17 protein-coding genes are annotated in these 17,606 nt (G+C 50.5%); 6 read left to right on the top strand and 11 right to left on the bottom strand.

The window, feature by feature from the left end:
* Nucleotides 1–75 precede the first annotated feature (75 nt).
* On the bottom strand, nt 76–978 hold the full coding sequence (locus ACI4N7_RS08790) for a 3-hydroxyacyl-CoA dehydrogenase family protein (protein ID WP_439732986.1): 903 nt from the start codon (nt 976–978) through the stop codon (nt 76–78).
* A 344-nt stretch (nt 979–1,322) separates the two neighbouring features.
* Here ACI4N7_RS08790 and ACI4N7_RS08795 point away from each other — a divergent pair, with 344 nt between their 5' ends.
* Both ACI4N7_RS08795 and ACI4N7_RS08800 read left to right on the top strand, forming a co-directional pair.
* The gene (locus tag ACI4N7_RS08795; RefSeq protein WP_439732987.1) at nt 1,323–2,102 is read left to right on the top strand and encodes a RibD family protein; all 780 of its coding nucleotides are present in this window, start codon (nt 1,323–1,325) and stop codon (nt 2,100–2,102) included.
* A 9-nt stretch (nt 2,103–2,111) separates the two neighbouring features.
* The gene (locus ACI4N7_RS08800; protein WP_439732988.1) at nt 2,112–2,756 is read left to right on the top strand and encodes an NAD(P)H-binding protein; all 645 of its coding nucleotides are present in this window, start codon (nt 2,112–2,114) and stop codon (nt 2,754–2,756) included.
* Between the two features lie 400 nt (nt 2,757–3,156).
* Here ACI4N7_RS08800 and ACI4N7_RS08805 read toward each other — a convergent pair whose 3' ends face one another.
* The 10 genes from ACI4N7_RS08805 to ACI4N7_RS08850 all read right to left on the bottom strand — a co-directional run bounded on the left by ACI4N7_RS08805 (nt 3,157) and on the right by ACI4N7_RS08850 (nt 12,502).
* A complete protein-coding gene (locus tag ACI4N7_RS08805) occupies nt 3,157–3,939 on the bottom strand; it encodes a transglutaminase family protein (protein ID WP_439732989.1) in 783 nt (260 codons plus the stop codon).
* Between the two features lie 9 nt (nt 3,940–3,948).
* Complete coding sequence (locus ACI4N7_RS08810; protein ID WP_439732990.1) at nt 3,949–4,632, bottom strand: alpha-E domain-containing protein; 684 nt, start codon at nt 4,630–4,632, stop codon at nt 3,949–3,951.
* A complete protein-coding gene (locus ACI4N7_RS08815; protein WP_439732991.1) occupies nt 4,614–5,933 on the bottom strand; it encodes a circularly permuted type 2 ATP-grasp protein in 1,320 nt (439 codons plus the stop codon). The genes ACI4N7_RS08810 and ACI4N7_RS08815 overlap by 19 nt, the downstream gene beginning before the upstream one ends.
* Nucleotides 5,934–6,124: 191 nt before the next feature.
* A complete protein-coding gene (locus tag ACI4N7_RS08820) occupies nt 6,125–6,643 on the bottom strand; it encodes a hypothetical protein (RefSeq protein ID WP_439732992.1) in 519 nt (172 codons plus the stop codon).
* Nucleotides 6,644–6,782: 139 nt separating this feature from the next.
* Nucleotides 6,783–8,075, bottom strand: a complete 1,293-nt coding sequence (purB, locus tag ACI4N7_RS08825) for an adenylosuccinate lyase (protein ID WP_439732993.1) — start codon at nt 8,073–8,075, stop codon at nt 6,783–6,785.
* 3 nt (nt 8,076–8,078) lie between these two features.
* Entirely contained in the window at nt 8,079–9,476 is a 1,398-nt protein-coding gene (locus tag ACI4N7_RS08830) for an NAD(P)/FAD-dependent oxidoreductase (RefSeq protein WP_439732994.1), read from the bottom strand.
* Between the two features lie 251 nt (nt 9,477–9,727).
* Nucleotides 9,728–10,375, bottom strand: coding sequence for a metal-dependent transcriptional regulator (locus tag ACI4N7_RS08835; RefSeq protein ID WP_439732995.1), 648 nt, complete (start codon nt 10,373–10,375; stop codon nt 9,728–9,730).
* Between the two features lie 359 nt (nt 10,376–10,734).
* A complete protein-coding gene (locus ACI4N7_RS08840; protein ID WP_439732996.1) occupies nt 10,735–11,523 on the bottom strand; it encodes a ribonuclease H family protein in 789 nt (262 codons plus the stop codon).
* A gap of 59 nt (nt 11,524–11,582) precedes the next feature.
* On the bottom strand, nt 11,583–12,110 hold the full coding sequence (locus tag ACI4N7_RS08845) for a 3'-5' exonuclease (RefSeq protein WP_439732997.1): 528 nt from the start codon (nt 12,108–12,110) through the stop codon (nt 11,583–11,585).
* A gap of 143 nt (nt 12,111–12,253) precedes the next feature.
* Complete coding sequence (locus tag ACI4N7_RS08850) at nt 12,254–12,502, bottom strand: hypothetical protein (RefSeq protein WP_439732998.1); 249 nt, start codon at nt 12,500–12,502, stop codon at nt 12,254–12,256.
* 462 nt (nt 12,503–12,964) lie between these two features.
* Between ACI4N7_RS08850 and dnaA the strand changes: the two genes are divergently transcribed.
* The 4 genes from dnaA (at nt 12,965) to recF (ending at nt 17,283) form a co-directional block, all read left to right on the top strand.
* Complete coding sequence (dnaA, locus tag ACI4N7_RS08855) at nt 12,965–14,530, top strand: chromosomal replication initiator protein DnaA (RefSeq protein ID WP_439732999.1); 1,566 nt, start codon at nt 12,965–12,967, stop codon at nt 14,528–14,530.
* 342 nt (nt 14,531–14,872) lie between these two features.
* Nucleotides 14,873–15,991 carry a DNA polymerase III subunit beta gene (gene dnaN / locus ACI4N7_RS08860; RefSeq protein WP_439733000.1) on the top strand — a complete coding sequence of 373 codons (1,119 nt, stop codon included), beginning with the start codon at nt 14,873–14,875 and terminating at the stop codon, nt 15,989–15,991.
* A complete protein-coding gene (locus tag ACI4N7_RS08865; RefSeq protein WP_439733001.1) occupies nt 15,991–16,203 on the top strand; it encodes an RNA-binding S4 domain-containing protein in 213 nt (70 codons plus the stop codon). The genes dnaN and ACI4N7_RS08865 overlap by 1 nt, the downstream gene beginning before the upstream one ends.
* Before the next feature lie 3 nt (nt 16,204–16,206).
* A complete protein-coding gene (recF, locus tag ACI4N7_RS08870) occupies nt 16,207–17,283 on the top strand; it encodes a DNA replication/repair protein RecF (protein WP_439733002.1) in 1,077 nt (358 codons plus the stop codon).
* The last annotated feature ends 323 nt before the right edge of the window (nt 17,284–17,606 follow it).

Raw genomic sequence — 17,606 nt, forward strand, 5'->3', positions numbered from 1 at the left:
AGAATCACAAGCAGCGCAAAAAGAGACTGTGAAAAATGGCAATCATTTTTCACAGCCTCTTTTTTTCACTAATTTTTATTTTTCTTTATGTTCTTCCCCGGCATAGAGAGCATCATGCACGGCTTTGAGCTTTCTGTCTCTTTCTCTGGTGGCCCTGACAGCCTTATCTCCATCATAGGAATAGAAGCCCTCTCCCGTCTTCACGCCCAGATGGCCCTCTTTTACCTTTTCTGCCAGAAGCGGCGGTACTTCATGGCTGTCTTCCAGATCCGCCATCAGATATTCGCTGATATGGGCAAATACATCCAGACCGCCGAAATCCATGGTTTCCAGCGGTCCCAGGCAGGCCCAGCGGAAGCCAAGTCCGTACTTCATCACCGCATCGATGCCTTCCTTGCTGATGATCCCTTTTTCCACCATGGAAAGAGCCTCCCGGATCACTGCCAGCTGGATGCGGTTGGCCGCAAAGCCGGGAGCATCCTTTTCCACAATGGCCGGTTTCTTATGGATGGCCAGGGCCAGATCATAAATTACCTTAGCTGTCTCGTCTTTTGTATGGTCATTTTTGATGATTTCAATGAGAGGAATCAGGGTAGGCGGATTAAACCAGTGCATTCCCAGAAAACGTTCCGGCCCCTTGACCGATTCTGACAGGGTATTAATGGAAAGTCCGGAGGTATTGGTAGCAATAATCGTATTTTCATCTGCCAGAGGAGAATAGGTCTTGTAGAATTCCGACTTTACCGCCAGATTTTCCACAATGTTTTCCACAATCAGATCCCGTCCCCTGAATGCCGCCGGATCGGTGGTATAGGTGATGTGATCCACCATGTCCGGGGCAATCTTCGTCTTTGCCCGCTCCAGAGTAGCAGCCCGGTGGTTCCAGAGAATCACAGAGTAGCCGTTCCGTGCAAAGATTTCCGCCATGGAATATCCCATGGTTCCTGCACCGGCAATGGTAATTTTTTTGATTTCCATTTCACTCATCCTCCTTTAATGAAATAGGTATATAAGATGGAATGAATCTTTTTTCCACCTCTATTGTATCACTGCAGAAAGGATCATGTTCCCTCCGTCATCGCCCCTCCTGCATGCAGGGATCTGACGGCAGGCCGGTAAAAACCACTATCACCATGTACAGAATTTCTCGCTGTCACCGGGAATGATGCTGCCCCCAAAAAGACAGTCTGTAACGCGGTTATACTCATCGCCGCCAAAGGGGCCGGTTGCTTTCTCTCTGTCCCGCCCCTATAATGAAGAAAAATAAAGCCCCTTCCGAAAAACACGGATACCGGGGCCTGTTTCCCTGAAAGGAGAATCCGATGGAAAGACCTTACATTATATGCCATATGGAAACCAGTCTGGATGGAAAAATCATGGGAAAATATCTCTGGCTCCCCGGGCCGGAAGGAGTGGAGGATTCCTTCTACGCAGCAGGGCAGAAGTACCACAGCCAGGCTGTCATCATGGGACGTACCACCATTGATGACAACAGGACATTCTATCAGAAGCCGGAGCTGGACGAAAAGGCCGCCCCTGTGCCGGATGGAGATTTCCTTGCGGACCGCACCGGTCCCTTCCTCATCGCCGTAGACGGCAGGGGAAAGCTGGCCTGGGAAGAGAACCGGGCTGAGGAAAACGGGAAATCCATGCATGTAGTGGAAATTCTTACCGCTTCCGCCTCCAATGCCTATAAGGATTTTCTCCGCCGGAAAGGCATCAGCTACCTTCTCTGCGGTCAGGACAGGGTTGACCTGGCTCTTGCCTGCCAGAAAATCAAAAATGACCTTCATGTAGATACCATGATTCTGGGAGGCGGCGGCGTCCTGAACTGGAGCTTTCTCCAGGCGGGCCTGGTAGATGAAGTCAGCCAGGTCATTGCACCGGCAGCCGACGGCAGTACAAAGACCCAGACCCTTTTCATGGCCAGAGAAGGCATTTCCGGAGACCAGCCCATCCGTTTCCAGCCCCTCTCTGCAGAAATCATGAAGGACGGCGCTGTATGGATACGCTGGAAAACAGGAGAAAAATCAACCTTTGACTTTGACAGCGATCCCGATTACCGGGCTGTCCAGGAAATGATCCGTTCCCATCAGTCCTAAGGAGAAAATATGAAAGCCATTATTATCGGTGCCACAGGAGCCGTAGGAACAGATCTTACCAGACAGCTCCTCACGGATCCCCATTATGAGAAAGTCCTGACCTTTACCAGGCGTCCCCTTGGATTTTCTCATGAAAAATTAGAATCCCACATCATAGATTTCAACCGCCCTTCTGACTGGAGCCATCTGGTAAAGGGGGATGTCCTTTTCTCCGCCCTGGGTACTTCCCTGAAGCAGGCAGGCTCCAAGGAAGCCCAGTACCGGATCGACCATGACTACCAGGTCTCCTTTGCCAAAGCCGCCCGAAAAAACGGGGTCCGCCATCTGGTGATTGTATCCTCTCTGGGAGCCGATCCCGCTTCCTCCTTCTTCTATCTGAAGTTGAAGGGAATCATTGAGCGGGATGTGGAAGCCCTGGGCTTCCCGGGACTGACCATCCTCCGTCCGCCGTCCCTGATCCGCAGGCATGCCAAACGGCCGGCTGAAACCATTTCCGTAAAGCTGTTCCAGCTGGTCAATGCCCTGGGCCTGTTCAAAACCATGGCTCCTGTGCCCACAGAAGCGGTGGCCCGGAAAATGGCAGATCTGGGCAGCCGCCCCTATGAAGGAAAGAGAATCCTTTCCGCACAGGAGACCAGGGGAACCCTGCGATAAAAGATTGGTGGGGACTGCAGCCCCGAGGGCTGCGGTATCGCCCTGTCGGGTGCACAGCGAACAGGACTGGCAGGAGCCAGGCGGCGAACCAGTCATAGTGAGTCGTTTCCTTTTTAAAAGCAGTGAGCCCGCAGGCAGCGTTGCGGGATGACCTTCCCGCCTCCCGCCAGTCATTTTGAGCCCTCGGTGAAGAATGGTCGGCCCGCCCGTCAAAAGGAAGGCCTTTTGACGGGCAGGCTGCGGGCCAGCTTTGGCCGACTCGCGCATGCAAGGCAAATGGTAATAATACCAGTCAGCCGCCCCGGGAGTGATGCCTCCATCTTCGTCCCGGAGTCCGAAAATTCTGAGAATTCTTTTTCCAAAAAGCTAAAGCCCGCCTGCTCATTGCAGGACGGGCTTTTTATTCGCTTGTTACTTTCATGAAAACAGTCTGCATCTGGGAACCGGAGCCCCAGAAGACGCCCCGTTCAATGGGACAGTCCCGGAAATCTCTTCCGGTGCAGAGTTTCAGATAGCTTTCATCGGCATCGCAGTTTCTGGTAGGGTCGATGCCGTACCAGAGGCCGTCGTACCAGATTTCTCCCCAGGCATGGCTGGCACCTTCCCCTTCCGGCAGGCCGCTCACATAGCGGGCAGGAATATGGAAATGGCGGCAGAGGGTAAGGAATACATGGGTATAGTCCTGGCATACGCCTTTTCCCAGAGCCAGGGCCTCTCCGGCGGTGGTGGACACATTGGTGGCGCCGGGAGTATAGACGAAGTAATGGAAAATGGCTCTTCTGAAGATTTCTGCCATTTCCAGAGAATTCTTCCCTTCCAGTTTCTCCGCAAGAGGCGCCAGAAAATCATCAAAGACACCGGTCCAGGCAGTCAGAACGGAGGGAAAGCGGTAGCAGGGAAGGGGCATGCCGGGAGAGCGGCGCTTATCATTTCTTTCCACCCTGCCTGAAATGGTATACCGGAAATCATTGTGCTCCTCCGGTATTCTTCCCGAGTAGGTACGGTTTCCAAAACTGTCCATGCCGAAGCCTCCCCCGGTGGGATGGGGACTGATATCCAGCTTCATCTCCAGCACCCGCTGCTCCGGCAGCTCCTGGGGAATGCACCGGAGAAGGAAATCATGCTGGTTGATGGGCTGGGTACAGTGCAGCACGGTATCAAAATAAAATTTCATCCGTTTCATGGCAGGCCTTCAGTCATAGTCCACGATAAAAAGATCTTCTGCCGCCTTGATGAGTCCGCTGCGGTCAGAAGGCAGAAGGCCTGAGGAGGATACGGAAAGCATTTCTGCCAGGCAGGCAGACCGGGTGCGCACCGGAGTGAGAGAAAGACGGTTCATGAGCTTCTTCATTTCCAGAAGCACTTTGTGATCCGGATAATCCAGCCGGAGGTACAGGCTCACCCGCTCCAGCAGGGTGCCTACCTTGATGACCATGACAATGCTTTCATCATTAATGTAATCATCAAAGCTTCCGCGGAAAGCCATAATATCGTCCAGTACACTCTGCAGCTCCACCTGGGGGCCGGTGCTGGAAGAGGCCTTGTGGAGATTGTTCACTGCCATCTGGATATAGGAAAAGGTTTCCGTACCGATGGTTTCCCGGAGCATAACCCCGTTATCCAGCATGCGGTCCGCTGCAGCCGCCATGGAATCCGGATTGCCCGGGTCGAAGAGATAATCATGCCAGAAGGTTTCCTCATTCTTGTACACATTGGGAATGGAAAGCATCCGGCAGAAGGAATCATAGGGGGCCGGTGTGCCGTCGATCATGCTGTCATAGTAATCCATCATATAGCGGAGAGTGGTGTCCAGCCGCTCCGAATACCGGCCCAGCCAGAAAAGCCGGTTGATCTGTTTTAATGTGAGAGTACCCATGTATCTTTAAATCCTCCTCCCTGCGATGAATTGACAATGCTGCTTTCCGGATCACAGGAATACCTGGTAAGCCCGCAGGGCCATACCTTTGTGGAACCGCTGGAAATGACGAAAGCCCGGAGGTCTGCCTTCCGCAGGACCTGCCTGCCGTCTTCCATGATGGGAAGTTCCTTGAAATCGATGATTTCCTGGGAAATAAACCGGCGGGGCTCTGCCCTGATAAGCGCCTTCAGCTTCTCCTGCTCCTCTTTGGACAGGGAAGAGCCGAAAACCACGCCGTATCCGCCGGCTTCCGCCACATCCTTAATCACCAGGCGGTCCAGATTGTCCAGGGTATATTTCAGATCCTCTTCATAATAGGGAAGATAGGTGGGCGCATTGTGAAGAATAGGCTCCTCGCCCAGATAATATCTGATCATCCGGGGCACGAAATAATAGATGCCCTTGTCATCAGCCACCCCGTTGCCCGGCGCATTCAGAAGCGCCACATTTCCTGCCCGGTAGGCGGACATGAGATTGGGCACTCCGATGACGGACTCCGGATTGAACCAGAGCGGATCCATGTACTCATCACTGAGCCGCCGGTAAATGGCCCCTACTTTCACCGGCCCCCGGCTGTCCCGGTAATAGACACAGTTATTTTCCACATAAAGATCAGACTTTTCCGCCAGCACCGCTCCTATCTGCTCTGCCAGATAAGAATGTTCGAAATAGGCTGCATTGTACCGTCCCGGCGTATATACCACGGAAATCCCGCCGCAGTTCACATAATCCATGGTTTCCTTCAGCATATCCCCATAATGGCGGTTGCTCCGCACTGCATTCTTCCTGAAGGTTCCGGGGCAGCAGCGGCGGCACAGCATACGGGCAATGAGGGGATAGGAGGCACCGGAGGGAATGCGCAGATTATCTTCCAGCACATACCAGCATCCGTCCCTGCCTTCCACCAGATCAATGCCGGAAATATGGCTGTAGATTCCCTTTGGCGGCAGAATTCCTTCACATTGGGCTTCATAGCCCGGCGAACGGTATACAAACTCCTCCGGAATGACTCCATCCCGAAGAATCTGTTTTTTTCCATAAATATCACGAAGAAATGCATTCAGACCGTCCACCCGCTGGGTCAGTCCCTTTTCCAGATAATCAAAGGAAGGGGATTCTATAATGCGGGGAATCGGATCGAAGGGAAACAGCCGATCCTGAAATACCCCGTTCTTGTAAATGCCGAAATTAATCCCATAGCGGGCCATCTGTCCATTAATCTGCTCTGCATGATCAATGAGCTCCTGCAACTCATGCATAATACACACCACCCCGAAAAAGGGAAACCCCTCAATAAAAAAATAAAAAAACAGAAGGCAGCGGTCTTATTCAGCACCGTTGCCTTCTGTACACATTTAAAATATTCTTTGCATTTATTATATAAAGCCCTTTATAAACTGTCAATATAAAGGACTGAAGGGCCGGCCGCCTGAGCCGCCGGAAAGGGTTCCTATTTCCCTGCCAGGGACGGATTTCTTGTTTCTGCAATCCAGGCGGTAAAATCCTCCGGTGCCACATGAAGCACCCGTTCCGCCCAGGGCTTCCATTTTTCCGATTTCTTCCGGCTGTGGACAATGTCTTCCGTCTTCATGCCGGTATGCTGTTCCAGCAGAAAGGCCAGGCGGATCCAGTGATTGGGGTAGCCTTCCTCCAGAAGGGCAAGGGCCCTCATGGCAGGAATGCCGTAGAACCGTTCCAGCCGCTCTGCCCGGTGGAGAAGGTATTCCTTTTCATACACCTCCGCCGTAAGGCCCAGCTTTCTTTTGATCACGCCCCAAGGGTCCTCTTTCCGCATGGCAAGAATATCCTCCATGGATTTATCCGACAAACAGGAAAGAAGGGCCGCCTGGTCCACATCGCCGAAGCGGAAGCCTTTCTCCAGGGCTGCCTTTACCCTTTCCTCCGGAATTTCATATTTGAAATGGATGCTCCGGACCTGGTCTTCCGGAGATAATGCTGCTCGTTTCATAGGATGATCCTTTCTCATAAAAAAATATTTTAAATTTTATTTTCTTTAATTATACATGATATGGACACAGAATGGCTTCTTTTCTGTTTTTTTCCACGAAAAAAATCCTCCCCGTTACGGAGAGGATTTTTGATTTTGATTAAAGGCCGAATCTGGCGAAGATTTCATCCACGTGCTTCAGCATGGGCTTGTAGTCGAAGCAGGCTTTGATTTCTTCAGGGGTGAGGTACTTTCTTACGTCTTCATCCTTGCAGAGGTTTTCGTAGAAGTCTTCTCCCTGGAGCCAGCGCTTCATGGCATTTCTCTGTACCCAGCGGTAAGCGGTGTCTCTGTAGGCGCCTTTGGCAACCAGAGCCAGGAGTACCCGCGGGCTGTAAATCAGGCCGCCGGTGAGGTTGAGGTCAGCCATCATCTTTTCCGGATATACCAGAAGCTTGTCAATAAGGCTGGTAGTCTGGTCAAGGATGTAATCCAGAGCAATGGTAGCATCGGGGAGAATGACTCTTTCTACAGAGGAATGGGAAATATCTCTTTCATGCCAGAGAGGAATGTCTTCGAAGGCAGGAAGGCTGTAGCCCTGGATAAGACGGGCCATGCCGCAGATTCTTTCGGATTTGACGGGGTTTCTCTTATGAGGCATAGCAGAGGAGCCCTTCTGTTTCGGGCTGAAGTATTCTTCTGCTTCTCTTACTTCCGTTCTCTGGAGGTGGCGTACTTCCAGGGCGATCTGGGAGAGGACGCCGGCAATGACGCCCAGGGTAGCAATGTATTCTGCATGGTGATCGCGCTGTACTACCTGGGTAGCTACGATTTCCGGTTTCAGGCCCAGTTTTTTGCATACGTACTGTTCTACGAAGGGATCAATGTCCGCATAGGTGCCTACTGCGCCGGAAAGCTTGCCTACAGCCATTTCTTCAGCGGCCCGTTTCATGCGGTCGATGTTTCTCAGGGTTTCGGAATACCAGAGGAGGAGTTTTAAACCGAAGGTGGTGGGTTCTGCATGGACGCCGTGGGTTCTGCCGATGGTGGGGGTGTGCTTGAATTCCACAGCTCTTCTTTTCAGTACTTCCGCCAGTTTTTCCAGGTCGTCGATGAGAACTTCGGAAGCCTGTTTCAGCTGTACGTTGAGGCCTGTATCCTTCACGTCGGTGGAGGTGAGACCCATGTGGATATATTTGGCTTCATCGCCTACGTGTTCTCCTACGTTGGTGAGGAAGGCGATAATGTCGTGGTTGATTTCACGGTCGATTTCATGAATGCGGTCTACATCAAAGTCTGCCTTTGCCTTGATGACTTCCACTGCTTCTTTCGGAATGCGGCCCAGTTCTGCATTTGCTTCGCAGGCTGCGATTTCCACATTCAGCATGGTCTGCCATTCATTTCTTTCGTTCCAGATCTTTTCCATGACCGGACGTGTGTACCTTGGTATCATTTTTTAGATTTCTCCCTTCGGTTTTCCAATGCGGGCGCAGATTTCGCGGCCCACCACTACACCGGCAGCGGAAGCCTGTGCCAGGCCCCTGGTGATGCCGGCTCCATCACCAATGGCGAAGAAGTTGGGTATCTTCGTTTCCAGCTGGTTTGAAAGCTCGATCCGGGAGGAATAGAATTTCACTTCTACGCCATACAGAAGGGTATGGCGGGAATTGGCTCCCGGCGCCACTTTATCCAGCGCTTCGAACATCTCCATAATATCCTTTAGGAAGCGATATGGCAAGACCAAAGATAAATCTCCCGGGGTGGCTGAAGGCATGGTGGGATGAACCAGTCCGCGGCGGATTCGTTCTGCCGTGGAGCGCCGGCCGTCCCGGAGATCTCCCAGACGCTGCACAATGGGGCCTGCGCCCAGCATGTTGGCCAGGGAGGCAATGTACTTGCCGTATTCGATAGGTTCATGGAAAGGCTGCGTGAACTGTTTGGAAACAAGAATGGCGAAATTCGTATTTCCGCTCTTTTTATGGGCATAGGAATGGCCATTCACCGTCATGAGGCCGTTATTGTTTTCCGTGACCACGAAGCCATAGGGGTTCATGCAGAAGGTGCGTACCCGGTCATCAAAGGACTTGGAAAAATAGACCAGCTTGGACTCGTAGCAGATATCCGTAATCGGTTCATAGATTTCCGCCGGTGATTCCACCCGGACGCCGATATCCACCGCATTGGAGGCGGTGTGGAGCCCCAGGCTCTGCGCTTCCTTCGTAAACCATTCGGCGCCGTCTCTTCCCGGAGCGGCTACCAGATACCGGCAGTGGTAGGTTTCTCCGCCGGCTGTGACGCCTTCCACCTTTCCGTCCTTCACCAGAATATGGTCTACAGGGCAGTTTGACTTCACCGTCACATTGGAGGGGAAGCTGTCCCGCATGTGGGTGAGGATTTCTCCGTTCACATCGGTACCCAGGTGGCGGATACGGGCAGGAATGAAGGCCAGATCCGCTGCGGCTGCTTTCCGCTTCAGCTCATGAATCTTGTCCTTGTGCTCGTCGCCGTATACTTCTCTTCCTTCTCCGCCGAAACGGCAGTATACGGAATCCACATAGGAAATCAGTCTTGCCAGTTCCCCTTTATTCATATAATCGTCCAGATTGCCGCCATAATCGGTGGTGAGTGTGAGTTTGCCGTCAGAAAATGCACCGGCTCCGCCCCACCCGGACACAATATTGGCCCGGCGGTCACTGGCCGGCGCCGTTCTGTCCCTGTTCAGGGCAATGCGCTCACGGATATCCAGCCCTTTTTCCAGGATCAGGATGGACAGACCCGTATCTGCCAGCTCCAGCGCTGTAAAAATACCGGCAGGGCCGGCACCGATAATGACTACATCATAGGATTTTGCCATAAAAACACCCCATTTGTATCAATGAATCTCCTGCTTATCGGGGGAAAGCAGGCAACAAAAAAGCCCCCTGCGGGGCCGGATAACCTGAAAAGATTATCCCTTTTTTCATTTTACAGAAGTGGAAAAGAAAAAGCAAGAGGAGAAATCCCGTCCCCTGAATGAGTGAGCCGGCGCCTTTCCGGCAGAGCATAGACTGATAAAAAAATCCTGTCCGCCGGAATAATTCATGACGGGCAGGATTTCTTTATTTATTATTCTTCATCTACAAAAATCTGCTGGGCAGCTTTGTAGCTCAGGGAAATATCGCCTTTTTCCGTTTCCAGAAGGATTGGTCCTTCGTAGGGTTCCTTTTCCTTGATGGTCACTTCCATGTCAATGGTAATATTCTTGCTCTGCAGGTAGTCCATGAGGCTGTAGTCTTCCAGAATACGGCGGATATGGGTGACATCTCCCACTTCCAGATCGGACAGACGCTGGCGGGTAATGCCCAGACGGCTGCCGTCCTTGCGGGGAATGGGGTCTCCATGGGGGCAGTGGGTAGGATGATTCAGGTAGGCATCCAGCCGTTCGGACAAAACTTCCGTCGTCTGGTGCTCCAGCCCTTCTGCCAGTTCATGAGCCTGGCTCCAGGAAAAGTGAAGGTAATCCACCAGGAAAACTTCCCACAGCGCATGGTAGCGGAGCAGGCGGCCGGCTTCCTTCCGGCCCTTGCGGGTCATCTTGCTTCCTTTATAGGCCGTATAGTCCACATATCCCTGTTTCTGCAGTTTTGTAATCATTTCACTGACAGAAGGAGGGGATACCTGAAGCATCTGAGACAGCTCCTTGTTGGTGACAATGTCATGAGTTTCGCTGAGCAGATAAATTGCCTTTAAATAATCTTCCTTGCCAGATGTCATGATAGTACCTTCTTTCTCCTGAAGAAAAACCGAACTGAAAATATTTTTAAAAAATAAATTTCCTTATCATTCATTTTTATTATAGGCTCTATGGACAACAAGTACAAGAGATAAATAAAAATTTTTATGGTATTTATAAAGAAAGTAACCCCTTTCGTCGGCCCGGGTATAAAGAGTTTAACTAACACGGCTTCGTTGCAAGCCATGCTGAAGGGCGATATCTGCTCTCTTTAATGAGAATATAAATAAAAAGAGCGCTTACAGGCAGATGTGCGTATCCCCTATGAGATACGCACATCTGCCGTACTTTATGATTTCTTTTGCAATGTCCTGCTTCAGCCCGGATATACTTTGCTGTTTTACCGATGATCCATCGCTTCTGCCCTGGCCAGGCGGTCGCAGAGTTCATTATATCTGGTTCCCACATGGCCCTTGACCCACTGGAAATGGATCTGATGCCGTTCCATGAGAGCATCAATGGCCATCCACAGGTCCCTGTTCAATACGCCTGTGCCCTGTACCGTTTTCCATCCGTTTTTCTTCCATTTCTCCACCCAGCCCTTTGAAAAGGCCTGCTGGAGATACCTGCTGTCCGTATGAAAATCAATATTATGAGCCGTACCGTCATCCAGCACTTTCAGCGCTTCATAAGCAGCCCGGAGCTCCATGCGGTTATTGGTGGAAGAAGGCTCCCCGCCGGTGACGGTCAGGAGTTCCCTGCCGTCCCGGCTGAGGAAGACCGCCGCAAAACCGCCGGGGCCGTCCGGATTGACCAGGCAGGAGCCATCGGTATATACGGTCAGTTCTTCCGGCAGGGACAGGGAGATTTTTACACCGTCAGAGGAAAGGATGCTGTCATCCAGGGGATGCTTACTGGCCGGATACAGCACTTCCAGCTCATGGATATCCATTTCTTTCCTTCGGGACGAAACGGAGACAGAAGAGACCGCCGGTGCTTCCTGTACCGGTTTTCCATACCAGGCCTCTGCCTCGTCCTTAGTCACAAAGCCCTTGTACACAGCACCGGGGAATCCCTGCACCTGTTTCTGGCAGTCCGGCCAGTTATAGTAAACACCGGGTTTTTTACCTTTTTTAACCACATAATATTTCTTTTTTGCCGAAGTCTTATATTTTTTCTGTATCATCATCATTTCCTGTATTCTTAAAAAAAGAAGCGCGGATTCCCAAGAAACAGAATCCGTGCTTTTTATATTTTTACAGATCCGTCTTCCACCATCTTCCAGAAGCAGAAGAGCGTCGCTTTCGTATCAGCCAGGCTGTCATGCCAGCCGCCGCCCTCATAGCCGTAGTACCCTGCACAGGTGATGAGCTTCTGCCATTTATAGCCGCCGTACTTTCTGTCCGGTTCTCCATAGGTCGCGGCGAAGGGCTTCATCAGGTCCAGGCAGCGTACAGTCCGGGGAATGACCGCCCCGTTCTGACGAAGCATGCGCAGGTCAAAGGGAAGGTTGTATCCCACCAGCAGATGCGCTTTCTGAAAGAGGGCCTCCAGCCGGTGCCTGGAATCAAAGAAGGATTCTTTTCCTTCCACCATGGAGGGAGAAATATGATTCACCGCTTCCGCGCCGGGCCAGGAACGGGTAAAACGGGGACGGAAATATTCATTCATTACCACGTCGCCTCTGCCGTTCATCACAGAAACCTGGAGAATTTCCGCTCTGTTGTCAAATCCCGTGGTTTCCGTATCAATAACAAGGATTTTTTCTTTATCCATAAAGTACTCCCAATGAAATCAAAAACAGCGGAGCAGTGCCTGGAAAAGGGATGATGCAATCATTGTCTGACTTTACTGATGCATCCGTACTTTCCCGGCATCGGAAAACACTGCTCCGCCTTGTGACCGTACTGCCGTCCTCTTTATTCTTCCTCCATATCTGCGGCCTTCCTGTAGGCCCCTCCGCTGGGAAGATCATCATATTTCGCAGAGTGACGGAGCCTGCGGTTCAGAAGGGTGCGCATTTTCTTTTTAGATCCTTTCCTGCCTGAAAGGACCGCCGCATCCCGTTCTTCGTCTTCCATGATTTTTTCTTCTTTTTCTTTACCATACATTTTCCGGGCATACTGGTTCAGTCTGTTTTCCCTGGTTACTTTCTGCGGTCTTTTCATGGCTCCGTTCCTTTCCTGCAATGTCTCCCTTATGGTATCATTATTTTCCCTCTTTGGCTATAGTCATTTGCAGGAGGCCTTTCTGCGGCAGAGTCTGTCTCTGCTTTTCTTCCGATGTACTGCATCCTTTCCTCTGCCCTGTCAGCAGCGCTCGCAGGAATATCTTTTCCCTCTGTCTTCCTGTGAATTGTGAAATCTACTATCTCTAGTAGGGTCAAAAGAATTTTCTCCCACTATCTTGTGAATGTACAGAAAAGAAAAGAGATGGTAAAATAAAGTTATTCACAAGATTCTTCACTTATGAACAGTTTTATTCAATCTGTGGAATCCCAGAATTTATCGGATTTTTTTGTAAAAATTCCCGTTTTTATGCGGATAGAAATTCACAGGAATTCACAGGTTATTCAATATCGGGGAGAAAAAGGAAATTTTTCCTGTTTTCTCCGAAACAAAGAGGTTATTATGGATTTATTTTCACTATGGGACAAAATACTGAAATACATTGCCCAGAACAATCAGCAGTATTATGAAATGTTCTCGTCAAAAGTATTTCCTATTTCCCTGTCCGAAACCACCCTTGTTATTTCGCCGTCCAGTTCGTACCTGGTACTCTGGATTAAGAATGTATACAAGAAGGAACTGGAAAAGATTATTTCCCAGCTGGTAGGGCGGAAGATTCAGGTGGAAATCATGGAGCCCGACAGCCAGGAAGCGGAACCTCCCATGCCGGCCGCCGTGCCGCCGGCACCTTTCCCGGAAGAGGAAACCGCATCGTCTGCTCCGATTCCCGCTCCCCTTCCGGAGAAGGAAGAGCCTTCTTCCGAACCTTTTCCGGAAGAAGTGGCACCGCCGGATTTTTCCAATCTTACGCCAAAAACGGCGGATCAGGTCACTCTGCCGGATATCCGGAATTATGAAGAGTATCATGAGCCGTCCCTTTTCGATACGGCAGGCACTTCGGGGGAGGGCAAGAAAAATTTCCAGCCCAATCCGGTGAACGAGGAATACACATTCGAAACATTTGTTCACGGCAACTGCAACGAAATCGCCTACCAGGCCGCCTATGCAGTGGCACAGACCGCTACCAATCCGAACCAGGCAGACCAGAAGATGAATCCGCTTTTCATCTACGGCCCTTCCGGTCTGGGGAAGACCCATCTGCTGCATGCCATCTGTAATTATATACATAAATATAAGCCCAGTCTTTCCGTTCTCTTTGTTTCCAGCGAAACATTTACCAATGAACTGATTGACGCCATCCAGAATCACACCATGCCCAAGTTCCGGGCCAAGTACAGAAATCTGGATTTTCTCCTCATTGATGATGTGCAGTTCTTCGGTTCCAGGGATTCCACCAAAATGGAAATTTTCAATACCTTCAATGAACTGTTTGATAAAAAGAAATACATCATCATGACCAGCGACCGCACTCCTTCCGATATCGAAAAGCTGGAAGACCGTCTGCAGAGCCGCTTTTCCAGCGGGCTGGTGGCGCCCATTTCTCCGCCGGATTATGAAATCTGCTGTATCATTCTGCAGAAACGGGCTGAAAAAATGGGAATCACCCTCCCGAAGGATGTGGTGGACTACATTGCCAGCCATATCAATACCAATGTCCGTGAACTGGAAGGGGCCTTCAATAAACTGGTGACATTCTCCCATATCAAGAAGGAGCCGATTACCCTTCCCTTTGCCCGGGAAGCGCTGAAGGATCAGATCCCCATCGAGAGCGGACAGGAACTGACTGTGGATTTCATTATCGACACGGTCTGCAAGTATTACGGCGTAAAGAAAGAAAAACTGCTGGGCAACGGCCGTCCGAAGAAAATCGTCATCCCCCGGCAGATTGCCATGTACCTCTGCCGCAATGAGCTTCATGAATCCTATCCCACCCTCCGGGACTGCTTCAAGCGGAAGGATCATTCCACCGTTCTCTATGCCTGCGAAAGGGTAGAAAACGATATCGCCAAAGATCCACAGACCAGAGCTTCCATCGAAGCCATCCGGAAAATGCTGAAATCCAGATAGTTACGGAATAGGATTTCCCCTAAAAAGCTCAGCTCTCAGCCTCTTTCCCGGCATCCGGGACATCTGGTATGTTCCCGAAAGAGTCCGGAAAGAGCGGGATGTTCCTGCTGTGAATAAAACGGGACGGAAAGAGGCAGATTCCTGTTATCTTTCTGTGAATAAAGGGGTTATCCTCCGAAACTGTGAAATCTGTGAACAGTAAAAAAAGTTATTCACTCTTTTCTGACAAACCATGAAATTCGAAAAAATCTGGATTTTCACAAAGTTATTCACTTTTTCACAGCGTACTACTACGACTGCTACTATATTTTATCCATCATCGTTATTTCTTAAGGAGCTACCATGAAAGTCATCTTCAACAAATCAGATCTCTCCAGTGCCCTGGATCGTGTTCAGCGGGCTGCCCAGACAAAAGTTACTTCCAACACCAATAATGGATTTTTTATTTCTGCTGCCAACGGATCTATTCTGATTCAGGCCAATGATTACACCGTAGGGATCAAAACATCCTGTCCTGCCACCATAGAAGAGGAAGGAGTCACCGTCATTGCAGCACCACAGCTGCAGACCACCATCCGCATGATGCCGGCAGGAGACATTGTTATGGAAAAAGCAGATCATGAAAATCTGGTTTCCTTTAAAAGCGGATCCTATGTTTCCAAATTCCCGACCAGGGATCCTGTAGAATTCCCGGATGTCCAGGAAATGGATCACCAGAACCACTGCATGGTCAAATGCAGAGATCTGGCAGACATGACCGGCATGGTTTCCTTTGCTGCAGCCAGCGATAAACAGAAACCTATCTTCTCCGGCATTCTGTTTGAAGTGAAAAAGAATACCTTCACCATGGCTGCCACCAATACCCACCGCCTGGCTTCCAAGGAAATTACCCTGGATGAAGAGGCGGCAGCAGAGGGAAGATTCATTGTTCCTGCCGGTATTCTTTCTGATGTGAGCCATATTCTGCCTCTGGATGATGACAAGGCACAGGTGGAAATTTCCTGGTCTAAGAATCACGTGGCCTTTACCTTTGGAGAGACCTACTTCATCGCCAGCCTGGTAAACGGAGAATATCCGGATTTCCACCGCATTATGCCTACCCATTTTGATGCCAGGGCAGAAGTCAGCCTGAAGGATTTTGAAGAGGCCGTCCGTTTCGTCAGCCCCATTTCCCGGGATATGAGCTACCAGACCATTAACTTCTATTTCAACGGCGATACCCTGGAAATCTTCGAAGAGGATCCGGACATCGGCAGAGCTGATACATCCATTCCCGTCAAGCTGGAAGGGGAAAATATCCGCCTCACCTTCAACTGCAACTATATTGAAGATATTCTGAAGCATTCCAAGGGAGACATCGTCATCCTGAACCTGCAGAAATCAGGGCCTATCCTGATTGAGCAGGAGGAAGACAAAACCTACAATTACATGCTTACACCCATGAGAGGAAGGAAGTACTGATGAAAGAAACCGCTATTTATGGAGACTATATCCAGCTGGATCAGTTCCTGAAAAAAATGGATTATATTTCCTCCGGCGGAGAAACCGGTGCTTTTCTGGAAAATCATACCATTACGCTGAACGGAAACCGGGTCCATGAAAAAAGAAAGAAAATCAGAAAAGGAGATATTCTTTCCATTGATGGAGAAGAATTCCGCATGACCGGAGAATAAAGAATGAAATGTACATCTCTCCGCGTCATTGATATACGGAGCTTCTCTGACAGAACCCTGAAGCCGTCGCCTTCCCTGACTCTGCTGACCGGTCCCAACGGCTGCGGAAAAACAAATCTGGTGGAAGCGCTGTATTATGCTTCCTCCGGAAAGTCCTTCCGCACGTCCAATGACGGGGAAATTATCCGTCTGGGACAGGATGAGGGCACCATTCTGGTGGACTTCATGACAGGCAGGACGGTGCAGACCATTAAAATCAGACTGGCCAGAAACCAGGGAAAAAAGATTTTTCTCAATGATACGGCCGTCCGCAAAAAAGAACTGGTAGGTCTGTTCCGGACCGTTCTTTTCACGCCGGATGAACTGCAGCTGATCAAGGGAGCTCCCCAGCTTCGACGCCGTTTCATGGATATGGAAATTTCCCAGGTTTCTCCCCGGTATTATGAAGAATTCCTGCGCTGCAGCCGGGCAGTGCAGCAGCGGAACGGTGCTTTGAAAAATGCCCAGCTCACCGGAAAAAAGCCGGATCTGGACATATGGGATATGCAGATTGCCGCTTCCGCTTCCTACCTGGTGAGAAAGCGGCTGGAAACCATAGAGCAGATGAACGGCATTGTACCGTCCATGGAAGAAAATCTGACCGGCCACAGGGAAAGTCTCCAGATCCGCTATGTGCAGCAGGGAAGCGACAGCCCCCGGTATGATGTGGAATGGTATATGGATCAGCTTTCCCGTCGCAGGGAAGAGGATGCCCGTTTCTGCCATACCTCTATCGGCCCTCACCGGGATGATCTGCAGTTCCTTATGAACGGTATGGATATTGCATCCTACGGCTCCCAGGGACAGCAGAGGACAGCCATTCTTTCCATGAAACTGGCGGAAATGGAATTTATTCGGAGCGAAACGGGAGAATATCCGGTGCTCCTTCTGGACGATATAGGAAGCGAGCTGGACAGAAGCCGGAGAGAAGCCCTCATTTCCTTCCTGAAGGCGCAGGACATACAGACTGTGGTCACAGGAACGGAGAAAATGTTTGATACCGAGGGTCTGGTGGTAGAGCTGGAAGACGGAAAGCGCTGAAGAAAAACTGCCGGGATATGGAGTATCCCGGCAGTTTCTGTGAGACGATGATTCTCAAAGGGAGACTATATAGACAGAGAGGAGCGAAAGGGCCCGGAAGGGACTTTCCTTCCTGCCTGTCAAGCGCGCAGTCCTTTCAGGAAACAGGCATGGGAAGGAGAAAAGAACTTCTTCAATGATTCGTTCCTCTCCGGTACCGAAAAAACAATATAAGGCTCCCGAGGACAAACCTGTCGGATATCATGAGCGGCAGCCCATCACCTGCTCTTCCCTGACGACACAGACATTCCGCTCCGGCGGCTGCCCCTGGCCGATTCATGGAA

The organism is Dialister sp. (genome assembly GCF_051885895.1).
Classification (GTDB): Bacteria; Bacillota; Negativicutes; order Veillonellales; family Dialisteraceae; genus Dialister.